We start from the raw sequence: 26,723 nt of genomic DNA, 5'->3' as shown, positions 1-26,723 counted from the left end.
TGACTACCTGAGCTGACGGAAACCATTTGCCGTCGCTGGTAAATTAGCTTCAACAGAAAAAATTATTGATGGAGTCAATATGAAGTTAACATTTAAGGCAAAAGTCTTATTGATCATGTCCTCTTTAGCTGTGCTGACAGGCTGTGGTTCAAGTAATAAAGCGGAGAGCAATGCCGGTAACAGCAGCAGTAATATCCCTGAACCTGCGGCCAGCGTCATTGTGATCGGTGCCGGTATGTCGGGCATGAAAGCGGCCAGTGAGCTTGCCAAAGCCGGGTTGACGGTAAAGGTGCTTGAAGGGCGGGATCGTATTGGCGGTAGAACCTGGAGTGACCGCTCCTGGGGCAGTGCGCTTGATCTTGGCGCCAGCTGGATACACGGCATACAGGGAAATCCTGTGCATAGCTTGGCGCAGTCCTTAAATGTGCCTTTGTATGAATGGGATTATGATAACCAAGTCACTTATGATGCCCGGGGTAATATAGACAATCAAATAGATGCTAAAGTGGAGCGGGCCAACGATGCCATGGTTAATACGGCATATGTTTTATCTACCTTTAACAGCGATGCCACCATACAGGATGCACTCGACAGAGCCCGCCAAAGCGGCGATTTGGATGACTTAACCGAGCCTGAAATTAATTATATGGTGCATAGCAATATCGAACAGGAAGCTGCTGCCGATGCCGATAAAGTGACCATAGCCGGTCTTTTTGACAATGAAGCTTTTGACGGACCGGATGTTCTTTTCCCCCAAGGATATGACGCCCTGGTAAGCGCTTTAGGGCAAGACTTGGATATTCAATTAAATACCTATGTAAACGCCATCAATTATCAAGAAGAGCAGCTAGTGGTGACCACCAACCAGGGAGAATTCAGCGCCGATTATGTGGTGGTGACCGTTCCTCTTGGGGTATTGAAAAAAGACGTTATTACCTTTACTCCTGAGTTGCCACAGGAAAAACAAGCGGCTATCCAGGCACTGGATATGGGGGTTATGAACAAGGTTTATCTGCGTTTTTCCGAAGTATTCTGGGACAACAGTGTTGAGAATATCGGCCAGGTAAGTGAGCCTAAAGGCCATTGGAGTTACTGGCTCAACCTGGCAAACGTTAGCCAGCAGCCGGTTTTACTGGCCTTTAATGTTGGCAGCTACGGCACGGAAATAGAAGCGTACAGCGATGATGAAATTGTTGATCTGGCCATGACAGAGCTTCGCAAGTTCTATGGGCAGGATATTCCCCAGCCTTTAGATCATATTATTACCCGCTGGTCCCGGGATCCCTTTAGCTTTGGCTCTTATTCTTATGTGCCCCAAGGGGCAACCAATGACATGCGTGAAGATCTGGCGGCGCCGGTTGCCGGTAAGCTGTTTTTTGCCGGTGAAGCCACCCACAGTGAATACCCCTCAACCGTACATGGGGCTTACCTTTCCGGGGAGCGGGCGGCGATGAGTATTATTGAACAAAGCCGCTAACCCCTGCTTAAGGAGTAGAGCAGCAGGAGGTAAGTTTTATCTGCCTGCTGCTTGAAAATAAATATCATCAGGGGAATATCTGCCAAGGCCCATGGAGTTGAATTAAGCGCCAATGCAGACTAATACATAGGTAGCGGGGGTACGACAGCGGAGACCTAGTATGCATTATCGGGAAAAGTATGCATTAATCAGAGAAAGGTGGGATAAAGAAGACAGTTTACTGCTGTTAAGAACCGGGATTTTTCTCACCCTCAATTCAGTTTTACTGGCGGCAGCCCAGCTCAATAACAGTGGCGATTTTAAAATCTTCATTATCGCCTTTGCTATCGTTTTTAGTAGTTTATGGTTAATCACTTCCTTACACGCTTATCGTATTATCAAACGCTTATATCAAAAGTGCCACAGGTTAATGCCGAATGAAATTAAAGGCATTTATAAAGTTAAGGTGTGGATTCGACCTAATACCGTTTTTTGCGTGCTTAGCCCTGTGCTTGTACTTTTAGCCTGGGGAGGATATGCACTTTTTTTGCATGATGAAAGCGGTATTGATACCGGGCAGAGCAGGGAAAGGGTCAGCTTTGGTAACTATGCGCTGGCGATGTGTATGGCCAGTGTTTTTGATGATGAAAGGGTTAAAGCAGATCTTAACCTTGCCGGCGATAAGATAAAAGCTGGCAGCAATATCTCAGCCGATGGTTATACTGCCCTGGAGCAGCTTGTCGGTGAGCAGTTGGTTAAAAATTTTCCCGCAAGTCAGGGGGGACAAATGCAAAGTTTGAAATGCCTTGAATTATTGCATCTTTCCAGGTTGGAACTCCTGTATCAAAAATATGATCCCTGTCTTAATCAGGCGGCCAGATCAAATGCGGATGGTGATCTGAATCAGTGCCACTAAGGTTATAGCAAGCCATTAATTGCCCTGTGAGCGGGTTTGCATAATATCTGCACTTTGGCTGACCAGGTAGGTTGAAAAGCCGGACAGCCAGCAATTGAAATATGCCTATTAAGAGCAAGCATAGCAAGCATGGACATCCATAAACTGGTGACTATATATCTCCAGCTCTGTTGCTAATTCAGCAAGAATGTCTATTTGACATCAATCCCTATTGTCTATTGGACATTTTTGAATGATTCCAACTCATGGCTAATCTTTAGCTGTTGTAAAATAATGATTTTTTGTGTTGGCACAGTTTGTGTTTTGTATGCTTAGAATGACTTGCAAAACCGGGTACCGGAGATACCAGCTCTTTGGCAAAAAGCGGGGAAAATTCATTAAAAAGTACTTGCTCGATAACGGGCGGATAACACTTTAATGATGTAAGTCATTCTTATTGGTTGAGAAATTAATTCTTAACAAATAATAAAATTTAAACGAATACATAATAGACAAGGAACTAATTATGTTTAAAGGAAATAAAAAGTTATTAACCGCTACATTATCATCAATATTGATTGTCCCAACGTCTTTTGCAATAAATTTAGACAATGTCGAATGGGAGCGAGAGGCATTTCTTGAACAAAACAAGATAGAAAATCGTTACGCTACCGTATCAGAGTCAACCATACTCCAAGCACACAATGCATATAATTCAACAGACTACGGCTACTCGATAGACCCTAATCATCGCTATACTTTTACAGAGATGGTGGAATTAGGCGCAAGGTCGCTAGAGATAGATATGTACACCACAACAGGCGACAGAATTATAGTTTGCCATGGGTTGTGTGACTATGTCGGTGATGATCTTCTTGATCGATTTCTAACCAGAATTGTTAATGCCTCAAACAACAATGATGACTATACCCCTATTCTTATTCAAATCGAAAAAGGCAACGACGATATACAAGGCAGGCTGGCTGACATAATCGCTACTGTTCCAGATTTTGCAGACAAGCTCTATACCCCTCTCGATAGACCTGGGTTTGATCCCGACAATGATCGCCTTGAAGCAGATGAGTTTATTCTTGATGAGATCAGGGATGCTGGAAAGCTGTTCATGTTTTATGGCGGAGGTGTTGGCAGTAGCAATAATCAGTCATACCGCAATACGGTATTTAATTTAGGGCCAAAAAAGGAAGAAAAGAATACTGGCAACCTTGAAGCTGAAGGTATGTGTAACCTTGACCATACACAAATGTACCGAGTTGTTGAGGATCATACTAACATAGGTAGAACAAGCCCACGTAGAGTATATGGTTATCAGGAGCTAAGGGAGGCAATGGATTGCGGCGTCAATATGTTTGGCCTTGATAGTAATGAATGGTCATGGGTAACAACGACTCGACTTAATGAACTCGTCTGGAGCTGGAAAAATGGGCTGCCAAACAGCGATGGTCAGCATTGTGCAATTATACGAGCTGCTGATGCCGAAAACCAGGAGTTAGGCTATTTTACAGATCTCAGTTGTGAAACGACAAAGCGTGCTTTGTGTAAGAGCTCAGCAGGTGACTGGGCCGTTACAGATACTACCAGCAGCTGGGCTACGTCCATATCAAACTGTACTAATGAATATGGCTCCGACTATACGTTTTCTATGCCGGTCTCAAAGGTTGAATTGGCAGCTGCAAATGAGGCAATAAGAGAGAGTAATGACAGGAAGGGTTATACGGGAGGGACTCAAACCAATGTATGGATAGATTACGCAAAAAGAACAGAAATGCGTATTCATAATGTCTGGACACCTTTTGCTACAAGGTTTTACTTTGACCGGCTTACAACTCCGGGTAAAGGATAGCGATTACAGATAACTTCACACCGAAAGTGAAGATTGACCCACCGCTGTTACTGTATAGAGAGCAATAGATGCGGTAGGGATTTATTTTAACCCAATAAAAATACAAAGAAACACAGACACCCATACGAATTTCCTTTGTATGAGTGTCTGTTATTTTTGCTTCAATCGAAAACACTCCGGCCGTTTGAGAAATAGCCTAGAAGAACAAACATGGACATATATGGTCAACTTTACTTCCCATTGTAAGTTTTATGCGAGTAAAGCCGGTCAGGCAAAAATTGAATTATGCCTATGACAGCTTTTCATATTTACCAAGGTCTGGGTGTTCATACTTGCGTTATTGTCTGGTATTTGTACAAAACCAGTTTGACTAATAGGAGGATTTGCTAAAATATAAGCGTCAGATATAGGGATATCGCTCATATATAAAGGGAATTTCAATGGATAAGATAATTTGCCTTATAACCTACCCAGTAATACAAGCGAGCAGCTTAGATATTTAGCTGAAATACTTGACATCCCCTATGTGCTCGTGGTCAATGGTGGCCAACAAGAAGTTGATGCCATGACTGCGACTATAATGCAACGGCATCTTACCCTACACTAAAAATATGAAGCTTGGTTGTTGATAAGAGGGCTTAGTAACCGCCTGCTGCAAGGGAAATTGGTTGATAGAACTGCGGTGCGCTTTTAGCGTCCGCTGGTTTTGTTTGCCAAGCATTTTTTATGTAAAAATATACCAGCTATAAAACCTAATATGAAATAGATTGGTATATGAATAAAAATTAGCTTATTGAGTAACATAGTTTCGGTATCTGGCCCGGAACTAAGCTCATAAAATATCATGTACATATCATTTGCATAGGGGGTAATGAAAACAGTTAATGCAATAACAAATATACAGCCCATAATAAGTGCTGTGAGATATTTCATTACATGATCCTCCAAAACCATACTTGCTTGGAGTCTTCATAGTCTGACCATTCATCAGATATAGAGTGGAGCCCAAAATCACCAAACCGCAAATATATTCTCGCCCATGATGAAATACTAGTTGTGCGCCGTCCATTCCATAAATCGATATGATCACCACTTCTATTTCTAAAGCTCTCCTTACGACCATTGCTCGTTCTTTGCCAATAATCTTTGAAAAAAATTATTCCCTTCTTTCCAAACAATCTATCGGCAAATTCATCAGGCTTTACTTTTATAGCCTTCTGTACACCTGCAATAGGAAACTTATTAAGACCATTAGCCAACTCCTCAGCTCGTATTACATGACCCTGAGATTTATCATGCCCATGCCAGCAGTGTGTCGCACCCGGTATATTTGAGGTGCTAACACCACACTTTGCTAATGCCACACCAACTCTAATAGCGCACTGGTTAGCAAAGTTCTTTTCTCCGTTTGTTGTACAAGGATTATCTTCATTAGTAATGGTTGGATGGCATTCCCATAGCTTGTTGAATGTGAGCACAGTATATTCTCCATAATTCCTGTGTTTATGTTGCCTAACTATAGGATATATTGAGTGATTATGAGCGATATTGCAGCCTAACACCAAATTAAGGTGTGAACAACACTAGCACCTAACCTAAACTATTGTGCCATATACAGACGTTGCCACTAGATTCAGAATGAACTTTGGTGGTCAGCTACGCCACCAAAGCGGTCATTAAAGTTTTTATCATTAATGGCAGTTTCTCCAACATTACTGCCATCCGTTCTAACTCGTTTTTAGACCAAGGTGAATCAGCAATGGCCATTTTTTCGTACCAATAAGAGACTCACAAGTTATTCAACTTGAATTTTGCCGCTTTGGTCTTTTTGGCACTACGACTATGTTGACCTTAATCATGCGGGCGTAATATTAATAGCTGTTATCAGAGCGCAGAAGTTAAGCACCCACCTAAATATAAAATAAGGACAATAATATGAACTATATTGGTATTTCAATTACTCTGCTGTTTTCTCTTCTAGCTTTCAGTAGCAATAGTTATGGCCAAGATGAGTTTCCGGTCTTGGAAGGCCCCTATCTTGGGCAAAAGCCACCCGGTTTAATCCCAGAAGTTTTTGCTCCCGGTATAGTTTCAATCAATGGAAGACATGAAGGGGGGATTTCGTTTTCCTCTGATTTAGATGAAATATATTTTAAAGCGCATAAAAAAGACGAAAATGCTGCTATCTATTTTTCAAAACTCGAAGATAACAAATGGAAACCGATTCAAAAAGTAAGCTTCACCAAAGGAAAAAAAGAGCAAGAAATGCATCCGTTTGTCACCGCTGACAGTAAACGAATTTATTTTACCACGGCTAAATCTGATTATACGGATAATAGAATATGGTATGTAAATCGTTTGGACAATGCGTGGAGCAAGGCAATAAAACTTGATTCACCGATAAATGACGATGATGTTTTCTTTCCGAACCAAGCCAATAACGGCGACCTTTATTATTTTAATATATCAAAAATGAAAACCTACTATGCCCCCAATGACAACGGCAGCTTTCCTGAAATAAAGCCTGTTGAAATGGGTTTTGGCGTGCACACTTTTATTTCCCCATCTCAAGATTATTTAGTTTCAAACGCCCGCAACAAAGAAGATGATAGTAAAAAAAGTGATCTCTATGTCTATTTTAAGAAGAAAGACGGAACATGGACAAAGCCAATTAACCTTGGAGATAAAGTTAATTCTAACTTTATTGAATCAGTACCAAGCGTCACTCCCGATGGAAAATATTTATTTTTTAGCCGATATAACGAAGAAAACGAATTATCAAATTTATATTGGGTGAGCACAGAAGTTATTGAGAAACTAAGGCCAAAAGTATGATGCATTAATAATTGAATTTGAGAAAACCGCAAAGCCGGACAGCCAAAAATTGAATTATGCCTATGACAGCTTTTCATACTTACCAAGGTTTTAAGCGGGCTATTCCCGTTAGATAAAGCTGCTGTATCTGCTTTAAATACAGCAGCTTAGCTTATAGCTTTACAATTAAGCCCGGGGTTAGTTTTCAACGGACGGGTTTGGCTCCGTTTGTTTAGGCGTGATCACCAGCTCTGCCTGATTGACAACAATACTAAGCTTTTGCCCGACAGGGAAACCGGCCAAGTGCAGCCATTTTCCCCTGAGCACTACACAAGGCTCAAGCTTGACGGGCACATAGTTAATCCCTATGCCGCGGGTTTTCGACGCTGTGGTGCAAACCGTTTCCTGCACGGTAAGTTGCCGATAAATAGGATATTTTACTTTTGCCGAGACGGGCTCTGGCGTATGATGATATTTAGCCATGACGTACTCCTTGAGAGTTCGTGGTGGTTAGCGACCTCTGGGTGTGCCAGCACTCAGGGGTTGCGGTTTAAGTTACTAGTTTTGCTTTGTTAGTAACGGTTGTTATTACAGCAGTTCATTGATTGATGGAAGTGTTGTAATAAATGCTTTCCGTTTAGGCTTGGATAGCACTATTAAGGAAAGACCAATTTGCGGGGAAATCAATGGTGAATTGGTCTTTTTTTAAAGGAAATTTGATGTTTTTGCTCAGTGCAGTCAAGGCTTTGATTCAATTGCTTTTTTTGGGGGCCATTGTAAGCTTTGCGCGAGCAAAGCCGGGCAGCCAAAAATTGAATTATGCCTATAACAGCTTTTCATGTTTACCAAGGTTTGAGTGCCCATGTTTGCATCCCTAAAGGTATACCCTAGAAAGTAAAAGTCGGTATTGTGATAGTCCCCTCTGCGTCGTTCATCTTTACAGAAAATAATCTTAGTTTTCTCTGGATGGAGTGCTAGCCCGCATGCCTCAAATCGTTGTCGCCCTCTGTTAAATACTATCAACTGAAATCAAATGGGTGACAACAATCCTGCCACAAGGGGGATTTTAAGTTTAAAAAATGGCAGGATTACTCATCCTCTTTCTCTAAAGATCAATCAATACTTAGTTGTGCATAATATTCAGATAAAAGATCCTCACGTTTATTTTGTGTTTCTATCTCATCTAAATTTCTATCTTTTAAGGAGTACATTGATAATTCACCCACACCGATAGAGCACTCTGTATAGTTGGTTTTATTTGTATAATATATCCTTGTTTCTGGATGCTTTGTAAAATAAAAATATGTTCCAAGTGTTTGTATCTTTGTTCCTAGAGGGACAATAATAACATTACAATTTTCTTCACCCTTAGATTTATAAATATCTTTATATTTAGTGATAATATCTCTAAGTCTCGAAGCAAATCCTCTTGGGCAAAGACTTGGCGCTAATTCTGTAAAACAATTTTGATGGTAAGAGAGATGTTTGTTTATATCCATTGATTTAGATATATAATCTATAGCTTTATCCGGTTCAAGCCATGGAACCCCCGCTATTTGGATGCATATGTCAGGTGATATAGAATTATATGCTGATTGTGCTCTAGTTGTTTCAAAACCAGATATAATTACCAAAATTGTTGGTAACTCAGGTACTAGTATACCCTCAAATCCCGAAATTATGGTGCTTCTGTTTCCTGTCTTTAGTAATTCATCTGCTGAATCTTCATTTAAATAATGCGCATTAGCACTGATATAAGTGACATTCTTAATTAAGTGCCCATATTCGAATAATAAGCGCATGATATGCAATTTTGTAAGATTGGTAATATCTAAATCTATATCCACTTTTTCAGGCAATTTGCTTTTAATTATATTAATAAAATTTAATTGAGAGTTATACTTAACATCTATAATCTCTTGTTTTATATTGGAAAGTTTTACCTTCTCATCAATTATTCTTTTATTGTTTTTATAGGCAGAAACTAATTGCTTAGGCACTTCTATATAGTCTAAAGTTATAACTAAATCATAACCTGACTCCGAATAGCTAATATGCTTGATAGACTCTATTGACCTTTCTTCATAGGAATATGCATGTATAAAAACTCTTGTTTTATTCATAATTCATTTCCTTAAGAAATTGTTGTCTATCATGTAGCATTAAGTCGATTTGTTTTGCACTAAACTCTGATTGTTGATGAGTGACTGGAAGTATTTTATATTTTGGGCAGAGCGTTCTGTTAAGAATAAATGAGGTTAACTTTTTTAGCGTTGGATGTTTTTGCCTCTGCCTTTCGTATGGCACTAATAAGGCACCTAGCTTTACACATTCGGTGAGGACAGCTGTTGCTTCTTTACTTAGATTTTCAGGATCTTTTACTGAAAATCTAAGAGTCCTTTGTTGAGACGTAGTATTTTGATATCTTCTGTAACTATATTCACCAAAACTATCTAATAAAGCTACAATTAAAAAACCAATTTTATTTCCATCTCTCAGACTATAGTACTCGTCATATGCAATTCGCTCAGCTACAGTTTCTTGGTCTTTACGTGGTAGTTCCCCAAAAATAGTAGTTGGAAGTCGCCCATGTTCTTCTTTATAAGAAAAGTCTACGGCATCTTTACAGTACTTTAAAAAACTACGAATAGAGCCACCGCTTAACTTGCTAAACCTAGTAAAACCAGAGAATGGATAATCTTTAGAAACCTTTGTCCCCAATAAATCTTTAATACTATAAGACAAATTTTTTTCTTTAAGCCTAATGTTTGCAATAGATTCTATATGCTTTTCAAATAACCGTATTCTTTCTTTATCAAGATTTAAAGAGTCAAGGTTTATAATTTGAAAATCATTTATTTGACTTATTCCTTGTTCAGAGAAGATATGCAAATTAAATAAAGTGGATGTTGAAACCTTTACAAAAAATCTTCTTGCGCCAGTCCAAACCGCAAAAGGTATTACTCTTTCATCAGACAATTCCATATCATCTATTAAAAGTGTAAATGAAGAGTTATTCAGTTGCTTACACGTTAATTTTAGTAACTCAAATAAATCTTGTAATGTGGTAAGGTTTGTATAATTTTTATTTTTACTTCCTCTTTTTGATAAAGTTCTATTTTTCCTTAAGGCTATATTTATATCATCTAGATTGCATGGTGCTGTGGCATAATTTAAAAGTAAAACATCCGCAATATTTATTATTGACGATTGTTCAACTTCTAAGGACTTAAAGTCTACAAGAGCTTTTAGTATAGAAATTATTTCAATTGCTATTGTTAAATTTAAATAGTGTATATACCAACTATACCAATCATTATCGCTTTCTTCTTGAAGTTTTTCAGTTTCCTTTGAAAAAGCGTTATCAATCTTAATATATATATTTATATTACTAATTAATTGTTCCTTATCTAAATTTGGTTTGAGTAGTTGGACTTTTGTGGATGCATGTCTTAACAGCATTGATTTACCTGTACCCCTCCCCCCAACTAAAACAAAATTATCATTTAATTCAATATCAGAAATCGGAGATGGTGGAGTTTCGTAAAACCTTGCTATATCTTCATTACAAAATCTATCCGTTCGGTATGGATAGAAAGGATTATTTGCTTCTAATAAATTAGCTATTTTTTGCTTGTTAGTTCTTTGACTTTGTATTGGTTTTACTTCTTGGATTTCAGCAATTGCTTGGTCATACAAAGCGCTAACAAACTCTTTACCTGACATTGCTATATGCTCAAGCTTACCTAATTCTTCAAACCAATTCTTATCTTTACTAGTCAAGCTAGGTGATACAACTATTAATTTTTTACTTTGACGTTTTTTAATTACATTTAAAAATAACTTTATAAAGAAGGCATCCCTAGCCTTAAAACCAATAATTATTATTCTTTTTTCCCAGAATAATGTTTTCAACTTTGATTCAATAGCTTCTTTTTGTTTGGAAAATTCTTCTATATCAATTGTGGTTACAGCTAGCGGGCTGTTATCAGCGATGCAGCCAAAAACCTTATATAGTCTAGAGTTATAATCTCTAGCTAACTCCAAATCAGAATCTTCTTTGATAACTTTAATTTCTGTACGGCTTTTGAATGATTCTTCAATGAGTGTGTCATAGTTGGTTGTAATAATATAATTATTAAATTTAAGTGAGGTAAATTGGGATATGTATTCTTTATCTTTGACCGAGATTGATTCCATCCCCTCCTGTAAAAAATCTTTAATAGACTGATCTATTTCGTGTTTTTCATATTTCTTTGCCAAAGCCATTTCTACAGCCTCAGCCAAGTCATTTGCTTCGCTAAGACGATATTTTTGAGCGATTTGATTCTTTAACGTCTCAGCATCAGGCAAACCTGCATCAACGGAAAAGCCCGCACCAACGATAAATAGGGCATTTTTATTTTGTAAACTTTCTAAGACTGCATTGATAGTATCGTCAACCATAACCAGTTCTCTTGTTATAAAGCGTTGCGAAAAGACAATACTATACAAATACGAGTAAACGTCCTTTTCGCCTCTTATTTATACTGATTGTTTATTATTAAACCAAAATTTAATATAAGTAAACTAATTAGTTGACTAGGGCGTGTTGATCTTTTGAGAAGGAATTTTGAACAGCATGGTGAAACGTTGTAATTAATTTCGCCAAAAACAAACCAGCATGAGCAAGCATCAAGCATGGACATCCATAAACTAATTTTCACGCCACGAAAATATCATACAAATTATAAAAAGCAATGGAAATTAACTTACCGAAACGAAATCAACCAATTTCAGCAAAAAATCATTAAAATCAGCGGATTCAGGCAAGACTTGTTACCGTAAGTAACGGTGAACATTAATGGTAAGGTATTAGGTTTTAGTGAAAGATACTTTCCTGCTGCCTTTGTCCGCCAATCCATTTTTTCTCCATATGGGCAGCAAAACGAGATAGCTCAGCCAATGAGCCAACGGCTCTATGATATTTTTTACCAAAATGTTGTGCTAAATCCAGCCAGTCATCACCGGAAAAGTCTAACTACTGCAAGATAGGGAAATGCTTTTCATCAATGTAACCGCGTTTATCTTCCCTAATAATTTTGCCGGTATCTTCAATCAACTCAAAATAATCAAGTAGTGAGAAAGCAATGCCGCACGGTTGTCCCTGATGTTCATTCCCGCTAAAGCTCAGCAAAGGTTTAACCTTAAACGGCAGGTCATCAGGGTTATCTTGCTTACTGGCTTTATTATGTGCCCGCTCGCCACTTGCTAGCTTTGTTTCACGACAGAGCCTAAGAAGCCAGCAACAATAATTAGGCAAATAAAGAGTTGAAGACTTATTAATGATTTGGTAATCACATCATTTGCAACTAAGTCCCCAAACGTTGTTGTTGTTGAAATACCAACACTAAAAAAACGAAATCAGCCCAGCCAACTCTTCCCCTGATCAACTCTATATCGTTTTTTAATACATCAATTGCTTTTACTCGTGTATCACCTATGACAACTTCATATTTATAGCGTTTTTGGTGTAGTTTTTTCCTCATCTCTGAAACATCACGGTACCCCGTCCATGTTTCATCAGACATGAATCCAGCTATATTTTGTAGAAGAACTTCCGAATTTATAGTTGCTTGTACCGCTGTTTGATATCGGGCTTTTGCTAATTCGACTCGCTTGTCTCCTACTTTCTTAATGATATCTAAGTCTGCTTCTGTTTTGACTTCTTTTGGTAATTGTACCTCAAGTGCAGTGAGTTGTTTTTGTAGTGCTTCTTCAGCATCTTTAAAAGGCTTTAACTTCTCTTCATCATATTTTTTGAAGTTAAAATCTACTTCTGAATTCCTTTTTTTGTCTAAATCAAGAAGGCGTACCTCAAGATTTTTAAGTTCCCTCTCTATATTGAGGATTTGTTGTTCAGCTTCAGAAATTTTCAAATAATAAGCATCATATTCTGTTTTGTATTTACTGAGATCTACATGGAATCTAGTTTGATATTCTGGTTTATCTTCCCATAAGAAGTCTTCGATACTTTGAAATGGATGCATATTTAGCTGAGGGTTGATAATAAATCTATCTGGTTTATGCAGCCAAATCCCCCAGTAAACAAATGAAAACAGCAATACACATCCCAAATAATAAAGAAACCACACGTATGATTTTTTCAATAGTTCTCCAAAACGGATTATAAAGCTAACAGCTATAGTTAGCCGGATTAATTCCGTATTTTTGTCAGAAACACGGTTCAACTAATTCATTATTTTTGTTGAAACTTTACCTTTTTACTCACGTATCATCAATAGGTTATAAGTTTGCGACTTTTTAGCGACCTGTTAAAAAGCGGCATTTTGCCTTCTTTGCGGTGGAAATACGTTTTTTTAAATTAGTCTGCATATCTCTAATTCAATATTAAGTTGTGTTGACCTTTTGAGAAGGAATTATGAACAACATGGTGAAACGTTATAATTAATTTCGCCTAAAACAAACCATAACCAAATCACCATACAGTAAAAAGTTATTGATAGCCTTTCATTTAACTACCCGGTGAGCGGGTTTGCATGATATCCGCCCCTTGTCTGACAAGGTTGGCCGAAATCAGGTTATTACCTTGAATATCATAAGAAATATTTTTATCTGTTGTTTGCCACAGTTCGAAAGTTTTACTTGCTTTGTGATACCTGTAAATACCGGTTTGAGCCTGTTGTTTGTCAGTTGAATCACTCAGGCAATATAGGGCGTGGCTTTGCTCTTTTAAGTTCAGAACCCGGCCCAAAATAGCGGCGTTGCATGTTGCGGGAATTAAAGCAATTTCTTCGCTGTCTGGCGTTTGCGCCTGATACCAGCGCTTATTGGTTTTATCGAATAAATAATAGCTGTCGCTGCCCTGGGAGTAACGTCCCGCCTGCCAGCGGTAATTTAATACCTCGACCTTGTCCTGGTTAATATCGTAAGACATCAGCTGCCAGCTGTTGTTGCGCTGGGATGAAAACAGCAGGCGGTTGTTGTTCTGCCAAGAAAGTGCTGCAATGGCGCGGTTATTAAAGGTTTGGCTTGTGGTTAGCTCTTTAATCTCCCGGCTGTTGATATCTATCAGGTATAACAGGTTGTCGGCCAGTACCAGCAGCTTTTTATCGTCGGGAGACCAGAGTAAGTCAAAAATCCGGGTGGCATTGTTAAACTGGCTCAGCTGGGCGGCGGTTGGCGTTTTTTTGTTTTGCAGCCATACCTCGGCGCTGCCGGAGCGTTTGGAAACAAAAGCAAGTTGTTGGTCGTTATGGGAGAGTGCCGGTAAATAGTCCCGGACACTGGAGTTATCCGGTTGCCATGTGCCGGAGGCTGTTTCGCTGCTGATTTTTTGCTCAAGACTGCTTGTTGGCTCAAGGCTGTCTGCCTGCTTAATGCTGGTCAGGGTTAAATCATAATCTGTCATATAGGCGCTGAACAGGTAGTCGCTTTGGTTGGGGTGGCGTCTTAAGTTCTTTAGCCTCTGGCTGCCGCTGGCAACAACGCCAAGAAATTCCCCGTCCAGGCGGCTGTGCCACAGGGCGGTGGCAGGGTGGGGGGAAGGGTGTACCAGAGACTGGCCGTCATGGTGCCATACGGCAGAGCGCAGGCGGTAATCAAGCTCGGCGGTGCGTTTTAGCTGCTGGCTGGTTAGGTCCAGGGTGTAAATTCGGCTCTGCGGGGTGTACTCAAGGTTGAGCATCACCAGCTTGTTTCCGTCACCGGAGAGGTCGAAATGGTAATTGCCTTCGCCGCCGGTTATCGGCTGGTTTAGCGTGATTTGCTCGCCCGTGGTCAGGTCCAGGCGGAAAATCTGGTAGCCCTGAAGTTCCTGGGGTTTGTCGTTGAAGTATAAAAACCGGCCGTCGGGGGAAAACTGAAAAACGGGCCAGGCGCTGGCAAAGCATTCCCTTAAGGTACGGGATTTTTTCAAGTCATCGATTTCATCTTGCTGAACCAGCAGGATTTGGCAGACATGGTTATGTTTCCATAATACCGCTAAAGACTCGCCGTTTGGCGACCATACAGGGCGGCTGATGTTGCCTCTATCATGTTTGATATAACGGCGCTCCTGGCTGTTAAGGTCTGTTAATACCACCTGGTTTCTTTGGCCGTCGGTGGAGCGCTCGGTATGGGCCAGCTGGGTTTGATCTTGGGAGATGTTCGGGTGCCATTCGGTGCCTTTATCCCGGGTAATGGCGACCATGCTTTTTAAGCGGGCGGGTTTGATGCCTTCTTCACTGCCCGGCCAGAACTTCATCGCGGTTAAGGCAATTATTGCGGCAAGTAAAGCAAGCAGGGCAAAAGCTAAGGCGAGCGTTTTTTTGTTTTTTCCTTTAGCCGCTGCCGAATGTGTTGCTGCCGGGGGGGAAATCTGGGGTTCTTGGCCTGGCGATTTTTCTGTCTGCGCTTCTTGTGCCGTTACTTGTGTCTCTAGCGGCTGCTCAGCCGTTGCAAATAAGGTATCGCTTGGGGTCACGCTGGCGGCAAAACGGTAACCTTTTCTGGCTACGGTAATAATGTACAGGGGTTTTTTAGAGTCGTCATTTAGCGCTTTGCGTACTTTGGCTATGGTGCGGCTGATGGCGTTATCGGAAACCAGGGTGCCGGACCATACATTGTCCATCAGTTCATCTTTGCTGATCACCCGGTCGGGGTGCTGGCAGAAAAAAGCTAACAGCTCAAAAACTTTCGGCTCTAATTCTATCTTTTGCTGATGACGGTAAATCACCATGGCCTGAGTATCTAAACTGTGATCCTGAAAATGAAAATAACGCAAAAAGTAACCGTCTCTGTGATGAAAACCGTTGCTTATAGTAAGGGATTTAGCGCTAAGTTAATAGCTTTTGGCTGAAAATTGCCTGAAACCGCTATTTTATTAATTTTTGTTTAATTTGCTGAAAAATAAGGGGTTTAAAAAGTGACTGAAGCTTTGGTCACAGTTTGGTCATCACAAATCCCAACTTTTTCAGGCTTTGTTCCTTCCTTTCACCTCGGTTCTATCTACAACTGCAACAAATCCAAAAACGAGAGAAGGTTATGGACAGAGCCATTAACAATAACAAGCAGAAAACTCATAACAGAAAACGCTATATCAAAGCAGGATTGGCCGGTTGCGCCATCGGGGTTTTTGTCCTGGTTTTTACCTGGTCGAAATTAACCAGCGCCGGCGGCAAGACCTATAACCTGGCAAAAAACAACCTGATGCTGAGCCAGGTAAAGCAGCAAGCCTTTGCCGAGTATTTGCCGGTAAGGGCGGTGGTTGAACCGGAAAAAACCATTTTTATCGATGCCATAGACGGCGGCCGGGTTGAGCAGGTGTATCTGCAAGAAGGCGCGTTAGTTGAAAAAGACCAGCCGATATTAAAGCTCAGCAATACCGGCTTGCAATTAACCGTGCTGGCGCGGGAAGCCGAGGTTTCCGAGCAAATCAACAATATGCGCAATACCCGGCTGGCGCTGGAGCAAAACCAGCTGAGTTTGAAACGGGATGTGATCGAGCTCGACTTTGAAGTGCAAAAGCTGGAAAAGCGTTTTGCCCGCAGCAAGCGCCTGGTGAAGCAAAAGCTGATTTCTGAGCAGGAATTTGAAGAAATCAAAGACGAGCTGGCCTATCAAAAACGTTACCGGGAAACGGTGCGCCAGAGCCAGGAAAAAGAGGCGTTGTTGCAAGAGCAGCAGCTGGCCCAGTTAAGCCAGAGTATTAAAACCCTGGAAAATAACCTGGCGATCTCCCAGATGAGCCTGGACAAGCTGATCATCCGCGCGCCGGTATCGGGCCAGCTGACCTTTTTAGATGCCCAGGTAGGGGAGTCAAAGCGCGACGGCCAGCGCCTGGGCCAGGTAGATTTGCTCTCCACCTTTAAGGTCAGCGCCCGTATCGATGAGTTTTATGTCAGCCGTATTGCCGCCGGGCAAGAGGCAGAGTTCAGCCTGGACGGCCAGCGCCATCAGCTGACGGTATCGAAAGTCTATCCCGGCATAGATAACGGCACCTTCAAGGTGGACTTTACCCTTGCCGACGCCAACAGCCGCGAACAGCTGCGCTTAGGGCAAAGCCTGCAGGCGAAATTAAACCTCTCTGCCAGTGAAAACAAGCTGCAAATCAGTAACGGCGCCTTTATGCAAACCACTGGCGGAAATTGGGTGTTTGTGGTCTCCGCCGACGGCAGCCGGGCGGAAAAACGCCAGGTACGTCTTGGCCGCCGCAACCCGCAAAGCGTGGAAGTGCTGGAAGGATTGGCCCCTGGGGAGTCAGTGATCACTTCCTCATATGCCAGCTTTGCCGATGCCGAGCAGGTGCAGCTGCTTCTCTAATAAACAACTAATTAAACGCTAACTGAATATTCATTAAAAACACCATAAAAAATAAGGAATTCTCATGATCAAATTACAAAAAATCGCCAAGTCTTTTATCGGCGATGAAATAGAAACGGTTGCTATCGACGGCATGGATTTAACTATCGACAAGGGGGAGTTTCTCTCTATTCTCGGGCCGTCCGGTTGCGGCAAGTCAACCCTGCTTAATGTGCTGGGCATGCTGGATACGGTGAACAGCGGCGAATTTCACTTTCTCAACCACCAGGTGGCAACGCTTGGCGAGGCGCAGCGGGCGAAACTGCGCAAACAGCACCTGGGCTTTATTTTCCAGAACTTTAACCTGATAGACGAACTTACCGTTGAGCAAAATATCGAGCTGCCGCTTTATTACCAGAAGGTGGCGAAAAGCGAGCGTAAAGCACGGGTTGAGGCGGTGCTAAAACGCGTGGATATCAGCCACAGGCGTCACCACCTGCCGGCCAAACTTTCCGGCGGTCAGCAGCAAAGGGTGGCTATTGCCCGGGCGATTATTACCGAGCCGGATTTGATTTTGGCGGATGAGCCTACGGGTAACCTGGACTCGAATAATTCTGCCCAGGTGATGGCCTTATTGCAGCAGCTTAACCGTGAGGGGGCGACTATTGTGATGGTAACCCACGCGCCGGAGCATATCAGTTACGGCACCCGGGCGATTGAGTTGCTCGACGGAAAAATTATTTCGGACCAAAGTATTTCGGAGCAAAGTATCTCGGACGAAAGTATCTCTGACCAGGGCATAACAGCCGAGTTGCAGGAGGTGTCTTGTGGTTAAGTTATTTTTTATTGTTGCCTGGCGCAACCTGTGCCGTGAAAAGCTGATCACCGCCATTCAGCTGGCGGGGCTGGCGATAGGTATTGCCTGCTTTATGCTGATCCGTTTGTATGTGGCCCATGAGCAAAGTTATAACCAGAATTTCAGCCAGGCTGAGAATATCTACCGCCTGGATTTAATTCGCGATCAAAACCGTCCCCAGGCGTTAACGCCGTTGCGTTTGGGAGATGAGTTAAGCCAAAACTTTGATGATATTTTGGATAGCACCCGGATATCACGCTCGCGTGTCTCGGTTAAACATCAGCAAGGGGTTTATTCGGAGCGGGTGCAGTATGTCGACAGCAACTATTTCGAGTTTTTCGACTTTGAGTTTATCGAAGGGGATCCCCTGACGGCCATGAGCGGACCGTCGAGCATAGTTTTGCCTCAGGAGGCGGCGATCAAATATTTTGCTGCCGACACGGGCATTATCGGCAAAACCTTAACCGTTAACGGGGTGGAATTTCAGGTGACCGGGGTAGTAAAAAAACCGGCATTTGCCCATACCATGTCCGAGACCGTTTTACTTCCCGGCGAGCGTTTTAATGAGTTTGCCCTGGCCAACCCGGCTTGGGCCGATTCCTGGACTTTTAACGCCACGGTTACTTTTGTCAAACTGGCTCCGGGGGCGCAGGTCGCCGGTTTGCAGGCCAATATCAGCGATTATTACCAGCAAAGGGCGCAGGGGCTGTCTTCCTATAAGTCTTACCGGCTGAACCTGGAAGCCATGACCAAGCTGCACCTTTATACCGATACCAGCCGTACCCTGATCCCCCAGGGCAGCGGGGTGATGGTGACTGCCTTTAGTATTATTGCGGTGATGATACTGTTGCTGGCCTGTGTCAACTTTACCAATCTGGCTACCGCTTCTGCCATGCGCCGGGGTAAAGATGTCGGTGTAAGAAAATCTTTGGGGGCGAGTAAGCTGCAACTGGTGGTGCAATATTTAAGCGAAGCGGTACTGCAAACCACGCTGGCGGGTCTGCTGGCCTTAGTGCTGGTGTGGGGGGCATTGCCGTATTTTAATCAGCTGATGGAAGTTAACCTCAGCTTTGATTTGGGAGCGGCGGTTTTGGCCCAGCTGCTGGTGTTAACTTCAATCGTCGGCGTAGTGGCCGGTTTATATCCGGCTTTTTACCTGAGCAACCTGTCACCGGCCCTGGTATTAAAAGGCGTGGTGAATTCTTCCCCCGTGGGCGTGATGTTGCGCCAGGGCTTGATCGTGTTTCAGTTTGCCATTGCCGCCTTATTGCTGGTGGCAAGTTTGGGGGTGAACTGGCAGATGTCTTATATCCAGAATATGCCCCAAGGCTATGACAGGGAAGGGGTGATCGTTATCAACGGCGGCGCAGATATTTATAATACCTTTAAAAACCAGCTATTGCGCAACCCGCAGGTGGCGGCGGTGACTATGTCCCATACCGTACCGACCAAAGCCACCCGGACCTCGAATGTGGTGCGCAGGGCGGACAATGTCGATGATGAAATTCAGGTGGGTTCAAACCCGGTAAGTTATGACTTTTTTGCTACCTACGGCATCAAGATACTGGCCGGGCGGGATTTCTCGCGGGATTTCAGTAACGATGCCTACCGGGAAAACGAGCAGGACTGGAAAAGTTCTACCGGCAGTATCATTATCAATGAGACTTTGGCCACGGCGCTTGGCTGGGGAGCTGATCAGGCGGTGGGTAAAATGCTGACCTTAGGGGGCGGCGATGACGGTTTGCATAATCACCAGGTGATTGCCGTTGTCGAAGACAGTCATTATATCAGTGTTAAAACCGCGGTACCGGCGATGATTTATGTGCTCTCGGGAGAGCCGCAGGAGCTGTCCTTACGCTGGTTGTCGGTGCGCTTTAAAGAGGGCGTGAATGCCTCTTTGCTTGGCGAGCTGGAACAAACCTGGCTGTCGCTGTCGCCGGATCAGGCGTTCACCTTTGATTGGATTGCGACAGAATTTGCTTCCCTATACCGCAACGAGTCCAGGCAGAGCCAGCTGCTTAATGTCTTTACCCTGATTGCGGTTGTGGTTACCGCGATAGGATTATTCGGCCTGGCGGCGTTTAATACCCGGCGCAGGGTCAAAGAAATTGCCATCCGTAAGATTTTAGGGGCGGGTACGGCGCAGCTGTGTTTTATGCTGGTGAATCAGTTCTCTGTGCTGGTGGTGCTGGCTAATGTGCTGGTGTTGCCGCTGGCTTACTGGCTGCTTAGGGACTGGCTCAACGGTTTTATTTACCGTATCGATATGCCTTACAGCCCCTTTGTGTTGTCGACCCTGTTCAGTTTATTGGTGGCTTATGTCACTGTGATGGTGATTGCCTACCGGGCGGCCAATGCTACCCCGGTAGATGCGTTGCAATATGAATAGAGGGGGTTAGGGGATTAAACAGGCTGTTTGTCCGAACCGGCAAACAGCCTTTTTGCCGTTAAATATCCGAGCGGCACAGGCCGTAGAGATAATCGTCCACGTAGCGGTTATTGATCAGTGTATTTTGCTTTAAGCAGCCTTCGCGTAAAAAGCCGGATTTTTCCAGTAGCTTATACGAGCCGGTATTGGCGGCGGCACAAGTGGCGGTGAGTTTGTTTAATTTCAAGTGGTTAAACACATAAGCTTTAACCAGGCCTAAGGCTTCACCTGCAAAACCTTTACCCTGGGCGGTGGGTTTGATCATAAAACCGGTTTCGGCAATTTTTGCTTCATGGTCGGTAATTTTTATGCCGATATTGCCAAGCTTTTCGCCGCTGGCCCGTGCGTTGATGCCAAAACACAGCCAGGTATCGCAATCGGGTGTCCAGGGACGGGATTTTGCTTCAAATGCCGCCGTAGCCTGTTCAAGCGTTAAAGGGGTATACACATGCTCCATTACTTTCGGGCACATAGAAAGTTCGACAAATAAGTCAAAGTCTGACTGGTCGAACGCTGTCAGCTTTATTCTGTCACTTGATAATTCCACTAGAGTTCCTTTTTCAGTTCTTGTTGTTTTGTGTTTTGGCCGGGTTAATATGCGGGGATAACCAGCGCATCATACTGACAAACAGATTGCCGTTATCGTTGTCCGGGCTGGTGATAGTGACATAAACTTTTTCTTTTTCGTCAAAGGTGAAGATAAAGTTTCTGAACATGCCCTGATCTGTGGTTACTACCACTTTACCTTTACCGTAGTCAAAGGCAATCATGGCAGCATAATAGTCTGATATTTCGTGAAAACTGTCGTCTTTATTGTAATTTCCCGTGGCCTTGGGGTAAGCGATCACTACGTCTTGTGGCTGGCGAAAAACGGCCGCGCCGCAATGAAAGTCAATCTTCTCTACTTTAGGTCCCAAGTTATAAAGCGGATGGGATTTTTTCAGCAGACCTGCCTGCTTTGTCATACCAAAAAAGTTTGAGCAGCGGCCGTCTTTTGAGGTAAAGCTCGGGTATTTGGGGGAATAGGCGTAACCGTCGCGGAATTTGACCTCAAAGGCTTCCAGTAAAGGGCGCGCGCCACTGCCGCCGGGGAAATGGCTTAGGGTGAGAAATAAGCTGCCGCCGCTTGCTACCCAGGGAACTATGGAGTCCAGCTCCTTGTCGCTGATGGGGGATTTCCAGAAAACTGCACCGCTGTCTAAAGTGATTTTATCGTTGGGCAGGCCGTGAATGATCAAAATATCGGTATCGGCCTTGGCTAAATCCAGGGCTTTATCTGTATAACTGACGGTAAAACCGTCCCGGCTCATAATATCGAGCATGGCATGGGCACCGTGGGAGTCATCTTGTGTGTTGTATATGGTCTGATGGTAGCGGTCAATCAACACTTGGGTTTGATGCTGCTGTTTTAAAGCTGAAAATTCATGCCGGTAATCGGTATCTGCTATCGCATCTGTCACCACCTTTTTCGCCTGGGCTGCAAAGGAAAAAGCGCTAAAGAGTACTAAGGCAGCGAGTATGCGTTTCATATATCGGGGATCCCAAGGTATTAATATTCTAGGAAAAAAGCAATATACCCTGAAAAATAACAAGATGCCAGAGACTCGCAGCGGCCTGTAGTTTAGCTACTTTCGCTATTTTTGATCCCCCCTCTTTATTTTTGGTCCCAGTAGGGATTGTCGCCAAAGCGCTCTGCCATAAAGTCGATCAGCACCCGTGCCCGCTGTGATAAAAAGCGGGTTTGCGGATACACGGCATAGACATTGGCTACCGGCAGCTTGTGGTCACACAATAAAGGCACTAGCTCACCGGTTAAAACCGCCTGCCAGGCAATAAAGGTCGGCAGGTAGGTAATGCCATGTCCGGCAATGGCCATATCCCGTAAAAAATCGCCGTTATTGGCCTTCATTTTTGCCGTTAGCGGAAAATGGACGGTTTTTCCTTTGGGATCGGTAATGTGAAGTTTGGCATGGCTGGCCTTGCCGTATTGCAGGAACTGGTGTTGCTTTAAATCCGTTATGGTTTCTGGCGTGCCTCTGGCATCAAGATAGTCCGGGCTGGCGCACAGTACGTGGCGCACTGGGGTAATACGTTTTGCCTGCAGGCTGGAGTCTTTGAGATCGGCGATGCGGATTGCCAGCTCATAACCTTCTTCTACCAGGTCGATTTGCCGGTCGGCAAAATCTATTTCTATGGTCAGATCCGGGTGGCGCTCGCAAAATTCATCTATGGCAGAGGTTAAATGCATCAGGCCAAACGAGAGTGGCACCGCCATGCGCAGGGTGCCGTTTAAGGTGGCATCGACACAACTGGTTTCATTATTCATCTGGGCGACGTCATCGAGAATTTTTACCGCCCGCTGGTAAAACACCTGACCGGCGTCGGTGAGTTTTGATTTGCGCGTAGTGCGGATAAGCAAGCGGGTATCGAGCCGGGTTTCCAGCTCTACCAGGCGGCGGCTGACGGCTGACTTTGCCAGGTCAAGCTGCTCGGCCGCCTTGCCGATACCGCCGGCTTCTACGATACGCACAAAAATCGCCATCTGCTCTAACTGGCCCATAATGTCTCCTGTTGTTAAATTTTAATTGTTCTTATATTGGCAATTATCATTTCTCATTATTGCTGTTTATTCTCATATCATCAACAACTAAACTTTCATCATCGGCTTAAACAAGTCATCTAAACAACAGTAAATACCTGAGTAAATGTGGAGAAAATATTATGAATAAACTTATTGATTTCAGTGCCCCGGCCGGACGTTTTTTAATTGCCTTAATCTTTTTGATGTCAGGCGTAAACAAGGTTTTTTCTTATGCCGGTACCCAGGGTTATATGGAAGCCATGGGCGTTCCCGGATTCTTATTACCGCTGGTGATTATCACCGAAGTCTTTGGCGCTCTAGCCATCATCCTCGGCTGGCAAACACGAATTGCCGCCCTGGCATTAGCCGGTTTTAGTTTGGTATCGGCGGCTTTATTCCACGCCGATTTCAGCGACCAGATACAAATGATCATGTTTATGAAAAATGTCGCGATTGCCGGTGGCTTCCTCATCCTGATTGCTACGGGACTAGGTAGTTATGCCTTGGATAACAGAGGTAAAGAGTAACAGAAGCAAAGAATAACTAATTAAAAGGATAAACGGGTGAAGCCGTCAGGGCTTTTCCCGGCTTAATTTAAAGGAGATTTATGATGAGCAATTTAACCCAGACACAGAGCAGTGAAAACACTATGCAAGTAAATCAAACCAAAGAGCTGATAACGGCAACGGCAGGCATGCGGGCCAGTGATGGCGACGGCGTAAGATTAACCCGGATTATCGGAACGCCGCAGTTGCGAATGATAGATCCTTTTTTAATGCTCGACTGTTTTGAAAGCGACAACCCGGACGATTATATCGGCGGTTTTCCTACCCACCCGCACCGGGGTTTTGAAACCGTCACCTATCTGCTTGACGGGCGTATGCGTCACAAAGACAGCAAAGGTAACGAAGGGGTGATAGAGCCGGGCGGTGTGCAATGGATGACGGCGGGCAAAGGCATTTTGCATTCGGAAATGCCGGAGCAGGAAAACGGTTTGCTCAAGGGCTTCCAGCTTTGGGTGAATCTGCCTAAGACCGACAAAATGACAGAGCCAGCCTATCAGGAATTTGCGCCGGATAAGGTAGCCGTCGAAAACCGTGAGGATGGCACCGAAGTTCGGGTGATTGCCGGTCAAACCGATTTGGGCACTCAAGGGCCGGTCATTAATCACTATACCTCGCCGACCTATATGGATGTGACCCTGCCGGCAGGCGTTGTCTTTAACCAGCAACTTCCCGAAGGCCACAATGCCTTTATCTATGTGGTTGAAGGAGAGCTGACGGTCGGAGAGAAGGGGCAGAAAGTCGGTGCCAAGACTTTGGGTATCCTGGGGGCTGGCGAACAAGTGAAGCTAACCGGCCAGTCTTCTTCAAGCCGGGTGTTACTGGTGGCGGGTAAACCGCTTAACGAGTCGGTGGTGCAAAGCGGTCCTTTTGTGATGAATACCCGGGAAGAAATTAACCAGGCATTTGATGATTTTCGCCGCGGCCTGTTTTAACCGCAATTTTAGTGAACAAACATTTTTACGATATCAATTAAGGGGATAACCATGGGATTATTAGTTGAAGGTAAATGGCATACCGACTGGTATGATACTGCATCGAGCAACGGGCGTTTTGTCCGTAAAGCGGCTCAGTTTAACCACTGGGTTACCGCCGACGGCCAGCCGGGACCGACGGGGCAGGGAGGGTTTAAAGCCGAAGCAGGACGCTATCACCTTTATGTTTCCCTGGCTTGTCCCTGGGCCCACCGTACTTTGATTTTCAGGGCGCTTAAGGGACTTGAAGAGATGATTTCGGTATCTATCGTCAATTCCTATATGGCGGATGAAGGCTGGACCTTTGAGCCGGGACCGGGTGTGGTACCCGACAGCGTAAACGGCAAAACCCGCATGCATGAAATCTATACCCTGGCCAAAGGCGATTATACCGGGCGGGTGACTGTACCTGTGCTCTGGGATAAACATCAGCAAACCATTGTCAGCAATGAATCGGCGGATATTATCCGTATGCTTAACAGCGCTTTTGATCACCTGGGTGCCAAACCCGGGGATTACTACCCAGAGGGTAAGCGCGATGAAATTGATGCCATTAACGAGCGGGTGTATCACGGTTTTAACAACGGTGTTTACCGGGCCGGTTTTGCCACGACCCAGGCAGCTTATGATGAAGCCGTGGTGGATGTGTTTAATGTCCTCGATGAATTGGAGCATAAGTTAACTACGCAGCGTTATTTGGCTGGCGAGCAACTGACCGAAGCCGACTGGCGTTTATTCACCACCTTAGTGCGTTTTGACGCGGTTTATGTCGGGCATTTTAAGTGTAATTTAAAGCGTATTGCTGATTATCCCGTATTGTCGAATTATCTGCGGGAGCTTTACCAGTATCCGGGTGTCGCACCGACGGTGGATATAGATTATATCAAGGCGCATTATTACGCCTCCCATGAAACCATTAATCCTACCCGGATTATTCCGGCTGGGCCTGAGCTGAATTTTGATGCTCCCCATAACCGGGATCAGCTTAAAAGCGCTCAAACAGTATCAGGAGCTGCCAGCTAATGGGTAAGTTAATTGACGGGGAGTGGCTGACCGACGATAAATTAGCCGAACTTGAGGCCAAAGCTTACCAGGCATCGGGGGGCAAATTTGAGCGTGGTACCGCGGGTTTTCGAAGTTGGGTCACCGCCGATGGCTCGGCCGGTCCCAGCGGCAGCGGGGGCTTTAAGGCAGAAGCAGGGCGTTATCATTTGTTTGCCGCGTTAAATTGCCCCTGGGCGCACCGTACTTTGATTTACCGTCAGGTGAAAAAGCTTGCTGGCGTTGTTTCCCTGTCGCTGGTGGCGCCGCTGCGCACCGAAAATGGCTGGGTGTTTGATAACCATAAAGCGCGTTTTCGCGATGACCTTTACCAGTTAAATGCCATGTACGAGTTATACCTTAAGGCAAACCCAAAATACAGCGGCCGGGTGACCGTGCCTGTGTTATGGGACAAGCAAAAGCAAACCATTGTCAGCAATGAGTCGTCGGAAATTATCCGTATGTTTAACGGGGCGTTTAACCCTATTACCGGCGATGAACAGGACTTTTATCCCGAGGCGCAGGCAAACGATATTGATGAATTAAACGATTATATTTTTAATCACATCAATAACGGCGTTTACAAGGCTGGCTTTGCCCGCACCCAGTCCGCCTATGATGAAGCGGTAACGGCTTTGTTTGCCGCACTGGATAAACTTGAGTTACGTCTGGCGCAGCAAGACTACCTGTTGGGAGATAAGATCACCGAAGCCGACTGGCGCTTGTTGCCCACCTTAGTGCGTTTTGATGTCGGCTACTTTAGCGCCTTTAAATGTAATTTGAAGATGCTGCGGGATTATCCCAACTTGTCCCGTTACCTGAAAGCTTTATACCGGATCCCGGGCGTTGCCGAAACCGTAGATCTGGATATTTACCGTAGTGGTTATCATTCGAAAAGTCCGCTGAGAAACCCTCATGGCATAGTGCCGATAGGTCCGCTTGCGGATTTTACCTGATACCCCCTGACAGCTAT

General features: G+C 44.0%; 21 protein-coding genes. 11 read left to right on the top strand and 10 right to left on the bottom strand.

Features of this window, described 5'->3' with window-relative positions:
* Positions 1 to 79: 79 nt before the first annotated feature.
* The 3 genes from SG35_RS18145 to SG35_RS18135 all read left to right on the top strand — a co-directional run bounded on the left by SG35_RS18145 (position 80) and on the right by SG35_RS18135 (position 4,212).
* On the top strand, positions 80 to 1,477 hold the full coding sequence (locus tag SG35_RS18145) for a flavin monoamine oxidase family protein (protein WP_053043453.1): 1,398 nt from the start codon (positions 80 to 82) through the stop codon (positions 1,475 to 1,477).
* Positions 1,478 to 1,637: 160 nt separating this feature from the next.
* Entirely contained in the window at positions 1,638 to 2,372 is a 735-nt protein-coding gene (locus tag SG35_RS18140) for a hypothetical protein (RefSeq protein WP_044836036.1), read from the top strand.
* A gap of 505 nt (positions 2,373 to 2,877) precedes the next feature.
* Complete coding sequence (locus SG35_RS18135; protein WP_044836037.1) at positions 2,878 to 4,212, top strand: phosphatidylinositol-specific phospholipase C domain-containing protein; 1,335 nt, start codon at positions 2,878 to 2,880, stop codon at positions 4,210 to 4,212.
* 690 nt (positions 4,213 to 4,902) lie between these two features.
* Here SG35_RS18135 and SG35_RS18130 read toward each other — a convergent pair.
* Both SG35_RS18130 and SG35_RS18125 read right to left on the bottom strand, forming a co-directional pair.
* The gene (locus SG35_RS18130) at positions 4,903 to 5,145 is read right to left on the bottom strand and encodes a hypothetical protein (protein ID WP_044836038.1); all 243 of its coding nucleotides are present in this window, start codon (positions 5,143 to 5,145) and stop codon (positions 4,903 to 4,905) included.
* Positions 5,145 to 5,690 carry a type VI secretion system amidase effector protein Tae4 gene (locus SG35_RS18125; protein ID WP_044836039.1) on the bottom strand — a complete coding sequence of 182 codons (546 nt, stop codon included), beginning with the start codon at positions 5,688 to 5,690 and terminating at the stop codon, positions 5,145 to 5,147. The genes SG35_RS18130 and SG35_RS18125 overlap by 1 nt, the downstream gene beginning before the upstream one ends.
* 457 nt (positions 5,691 to 6,147) lie before the next feature.
* Here SG35_RS18125 and SG35_RS18120 point away from each other — a divergent pair, with 457 nt between their 5' ends.
* Positions 6,148 to 7,047 carry a PD40 domain-containing protein gene (locus tag SG35_RS18120; protein WP_044836040.1) on the top strand — a complete coding sequence of 300 codons (900 nt, stop codon included), beginning with the start codon at positions 6,148 to 6,150 and terminating at the stop codon, positions 7,045 to 7,047.
* A gap of 177 nt (positions 7,048 to 7,224) precedes the next feature.
* Here the strand turns inward: SG35_RS18120 and SG35_RS18115 are convergent, their stop codons facing one another.
* From SG35_RS18115 to SG35_RS18095, 5 genes are all read right to left on the bottom strand, one after another.
* Positions 7,225 to 7,509, bottom strand: a complete 285-nt coding sequence (locus tag SG35_RS18115; protein ID WP_044836041.1) for a SymE family type I addiction module toxin — start codon at positions 7,507 to 7,509, stop codon at positions 7,225 to 7,227.
* Between the two features lie 629 nt (positions 7,510 to 8,138).
* Entirely contained in the window at positions 8,139 to 9,149 is a 1,011-nt protein-coding gene (locus tag SG35_RS18110; RefSeq protein WP_044836043.1) for a hypothetical protein, read from the bottom strand.
* The gene (locus SG35_RS18105) at positions 9,142 to 11,472 is read right to left on the bottom strand and encodes an ORC-CDC6 family AAA ATPase (protein WP_274055128.1); all 2,331 of its coding nucleotides are present in this window, start codon (positions 11,470 to 11,472) and stop codon (positions 9,142 to 9,144) included. The genes SG35_RS18110 and SG35_RS18105 overlap by 8 nt, the downstream gene beginning before the upstream one ends.
* Positions 11,473 to 12,377: 905 nt before the next feature.
* Positions 12,378 to 13,175, bottom strand: a complete 798-nt coding sequence (locus SG35_RS18100; protein WP_152646686.1) for a hypothetical protein — start codon at positions 13,173 to 13,175, stop codon at positions 12,378 to 12,380.
* 365 nt (positions 13,176 to 13,540) lie between these two features.
* Entirely contained in the window at positions 13,541 to 15,790 is a 2,250-nt protein-coding gene (locus tag SG35_RS18095) for a winged helix-turn-helix domain-containing protein (protein ID WP_044833965.1), read from the bottom strand.
* A 260-nt stretch (positions 15,791 to 16,050) separates the two neighbouring features.
* Here SG35_RS18095 and SG35_RS18090 point away from each other — a divergent pair, with 260 nt between their 5' ends.
* The 3 genes from SG35_RS18090 (at position 16,051) to SG35_RS18080 (ending at position 20,552) form a co-directional block, all read left to right on the top strand.
* The gene (locus SG35_RS18090; protein ID WP_053043180.1) at positions 16,051 to 17,328 is read left to right on the top strand and encodes an efflux RND transporter periplasmic adaptor subunit; all 1,278 of its coding nucleotides are present in this window, start codon (positions 16,051 to 16,053) and stop codon (positions 17,326 to 17,328) included.
* A gap of 64 nt (positions 17,329 to 17,392) precedes the next feature.
* Entirely contained in the window at positions 17,393 to 18,142 is a 750-nt protein-coding gene (locus tag SG35_RS18085) for an ABC transporter ATP-binding protein (RefSeq protein WP_044833964.1), read from the top strand.
* Positions 18,135 to 20,552 (top strand): ABC transporter permease, encoded by a 2,418-nt coding sequence (locus SG35_RS18080; RefSeq protein WP_044833963.1) that lies wholly within the window; start codon positions 18,135 to 18,137, stop codon positions 20,550 to 20,552. Before SG35_RS18085 ends, SG35_RS18080 begins: the two co-directional genes overlap by 8 nt.
* A gap of 58 nt (positions 20,553 to 20,610) precedes the next feature.
* Here SG35_RS18080 and SG35_RS18075 read toward each other — a convergent pair whose 3' ends face one another.
* The 3 genes from SG35_RS18075 to SG35_RS18065 form a co-directional block, all read right to left on the bottom strand.
* A complete protein-coding gene (locus SG35_RS18075; protein ID WP_044833962.1) occupies positions 20,611 to 21,138 on the bottom strand; it encodes a GNAT family N-acetyltransferase in 528 nt (175 codons plus the stop codon).
* A gap of 13 nt (positions 21,139 to 21,151) precedes the next feature.
* The gene (locus SG35_RS18070; RefSeq protein ID WP_044833961.1) at positions 21,152 to 22,120 is read right to left on the bottom strand and encodes a DUF4350 domain-containing protein; all 969 of its coding nucleotides are present in this window, start codon (positions 22,118 to 22,120) and stop codon (positions 21,152 to 21,154) included.
* A 125-nt stretch (positions 22,121 to 22,245) separates the two neighbouring features.
* The gene (locus SG35_RS18065) at positions 22,246 to 23,151 is read right to left on the bottom strand and encodes a LysR family transcriptional regulator (RefSeq protein ID WP_044833960.1); all 906 of its coding nucleotides are present in this window, start codon (positions 23,149 to 23,151) and stop codon (positions 22,246 to 22,248) included.
* Between the two features lie 161 nt (positions 23,152 to 23,312).
* Between SG35_RS18065 and SG35_RS18060 the strand changes: the two genes are divergently transcribed.
* The 4 genes from SG35_RS18060 to SG35_RS18045 all read left to right on the top strand — a co-directional run bounded on the left by SG35_RS18060 (position 23,313) and on the right by SG35_RS18045 (position 26,706).
* Positions 23,313 to 23,699 carry a DoxX family protein gene (locus tag SG35_RS18060; protein WP_044833959.1) on the top strand — a complete coding sequence of 129 codons (387 nt, stop codon included), beginning with the start codon at positions 23,313 to 23,315 and terminating at the stop codon, positions 23,697 to 23,699.
* Between the two features lie 80 nt (positions 23,700 to 23,779).
* Positions 23,780 to 24,670, top strand: coding sequence for a pirin family protein (locus SG35_RS18055; RefSeq protein WP_236702626.1), 891 nt, complete (start codon positions 23,780 to 23,782; stop codon positions 24,668 to 24,670).
* 51 nt (positions 24,671 to 24,721) lie between these two features.
* Positions 24,722 to 25,732, top strand: coding sequence for a glutathione S-transferase family protein (locus SG35_RS18050; protein WP_044833958.1), 1,011 nt, complete (start codon positions 24,722 to 24,724; stop codon positions 25,730 to 25,732).
* Positions 25,732 to 26,706, top strand: coding sequence for a glutathione S-transferase family protein (locus SG35_RS18045; protein ID WP_044833957.1), 975 nt, complete (start codon positions 25,732 to 25,734; stop codon positions 26,704 to 26,706). The genes SG35_RS18050 and SG35_RS18045 overlap by 1 nt, the downstream gene beginning before the upstream one ends.
* Positions 26,707 to 26,723: the final 17 nt, after the last annotated feature.

This window comes from Thalassomonas actiniarum (genome assembly GCF_000948975.2).
In the GTDB taxonomy this organism is placed as follows: domain Bacteria; phylum Pseudomonadota; class Gammaproteobacteria; order Enterobacterales; family Alteromonadaceae; genus Thalassomonas; species Thalassomonas actiniarum.
Note: the sequence above shows the minus strand (reverse complement) of the source record. Positions and strands in the feature narration are given on the sequence as shown.

Excerpts from the sequence above, each read along its gene's own strand:
- SG35_RS18145 (WP_053043453.1), top strand. The coding sequence starts at position 80 with ATGAAGTTAACATTTAAGGCAAAAGTCTTATTGATCATGTCCTCTTTA.
- SG35_RS18140 (WP_044836036.1), top strand. The coding sequence starts at position 1,638 with ATGCATTATCGGGAAAAGTATGCATTAATCAGAGAAAGGTGGGATAAA.
- SG35_RS18135 (WP_044836037.1), top strand. The coding sequence starts at position 2,878 with ATGTTTAAAGGAAATAAAAAGTTATTAACCGCTACATTATCATCAATA.
- SG35_RS18130 (WP_044836038.1), bottom strand. The coding sequence starts at position 5,145 with ATGAAATATCTCACAGCACTTATTATGGGCTGTATATTTGTTATTGCA.
- SG35_RS18120 (WP_044836040.1), top strand. The coding sequence starts at position 6,148 with ATGAACTATATTGGTATTTCAATTACTCTGCTGTTTTCTCTTCTAGCT.
- SG35_RS18115 (WP_044836041.1), bottom strand. The coding sequence starts at position 7,509 with ATGGCTAAATATCATCATACGCCAGAGCCCGTCTCGGCAAAAGTAAAA.
- SG35_RS18110 (WP_044836043.1), bottom strand. The coding sequence starts at position 9,149 with ATGAATAAAACAAGAGTTTTTATACATGCATATTCCTATGAAGAAAGG.
- SG35_RS18105 (WP_274055128.1), bottom strand. The coding sequence starts at position 11,472 with ATGGTTGACGATACTATCAATGCAGTCTTAGAAAGTTTACAAAATAAA.
- SG35_RS18090 (WP_053043180.1), top strand. The coding sequence starts at position 16,051 with ATGGACAGAGCCATTAACAATAACAAGCAGAAAACTCATAACAGAAAA.
- SG35_RS18085 (WP_044833964.1), top strand. The coding sequence starts at position 17,393 with ATGATCAAATTACAAAAAATCGCCAAGTCTTTTATCGGCGATGAAATA.
- SG35_RS18070 (WP_044833961.1), bottom strand. The coding sequence starts at position 22,120 with ATGAAACGCATACTCGCTGCCTTAGTACTCTTTAGCGCTTTTTCCTTT.
- SG35_RS18065 (WP_044833960.1), bottom strand. The coding sequence starts at position 23,151 with ATGGGCCAGTTAGAGCAGATGGCGATTTTTGTGCGTATCGTAGAAGCC.
- SG35_RS18060 (WP_044833959.1), top strand. The coding sequence starts at position 23,313 with ATGAATAAACTTATTGATTTCAGTGCCCCGGCCGGACGTTTTTTAATT.
- SG35_RS18055 (WP_236702626.1), top strand. The coding sequence starts at position 23,780 with ATGATGAGCAATTTAACCCAGACACAGAGCAGTGAAAACACTATGCAA.
- SG35_RS18050 (WP_044833958.1), top strand. The coding sequence starts at position 24,722 with ATGGGATTATTAGTTGAAGGTAAATGGCATACCGACTGGTATGATACT.
- SG35_RS18045 (WP_044833957.1), top strand. The coding sequence starts at position 25,732 with ATGGGTAAGTTAATTGACGGGGAGTGGCTGACCGACGATAAATTAGCC.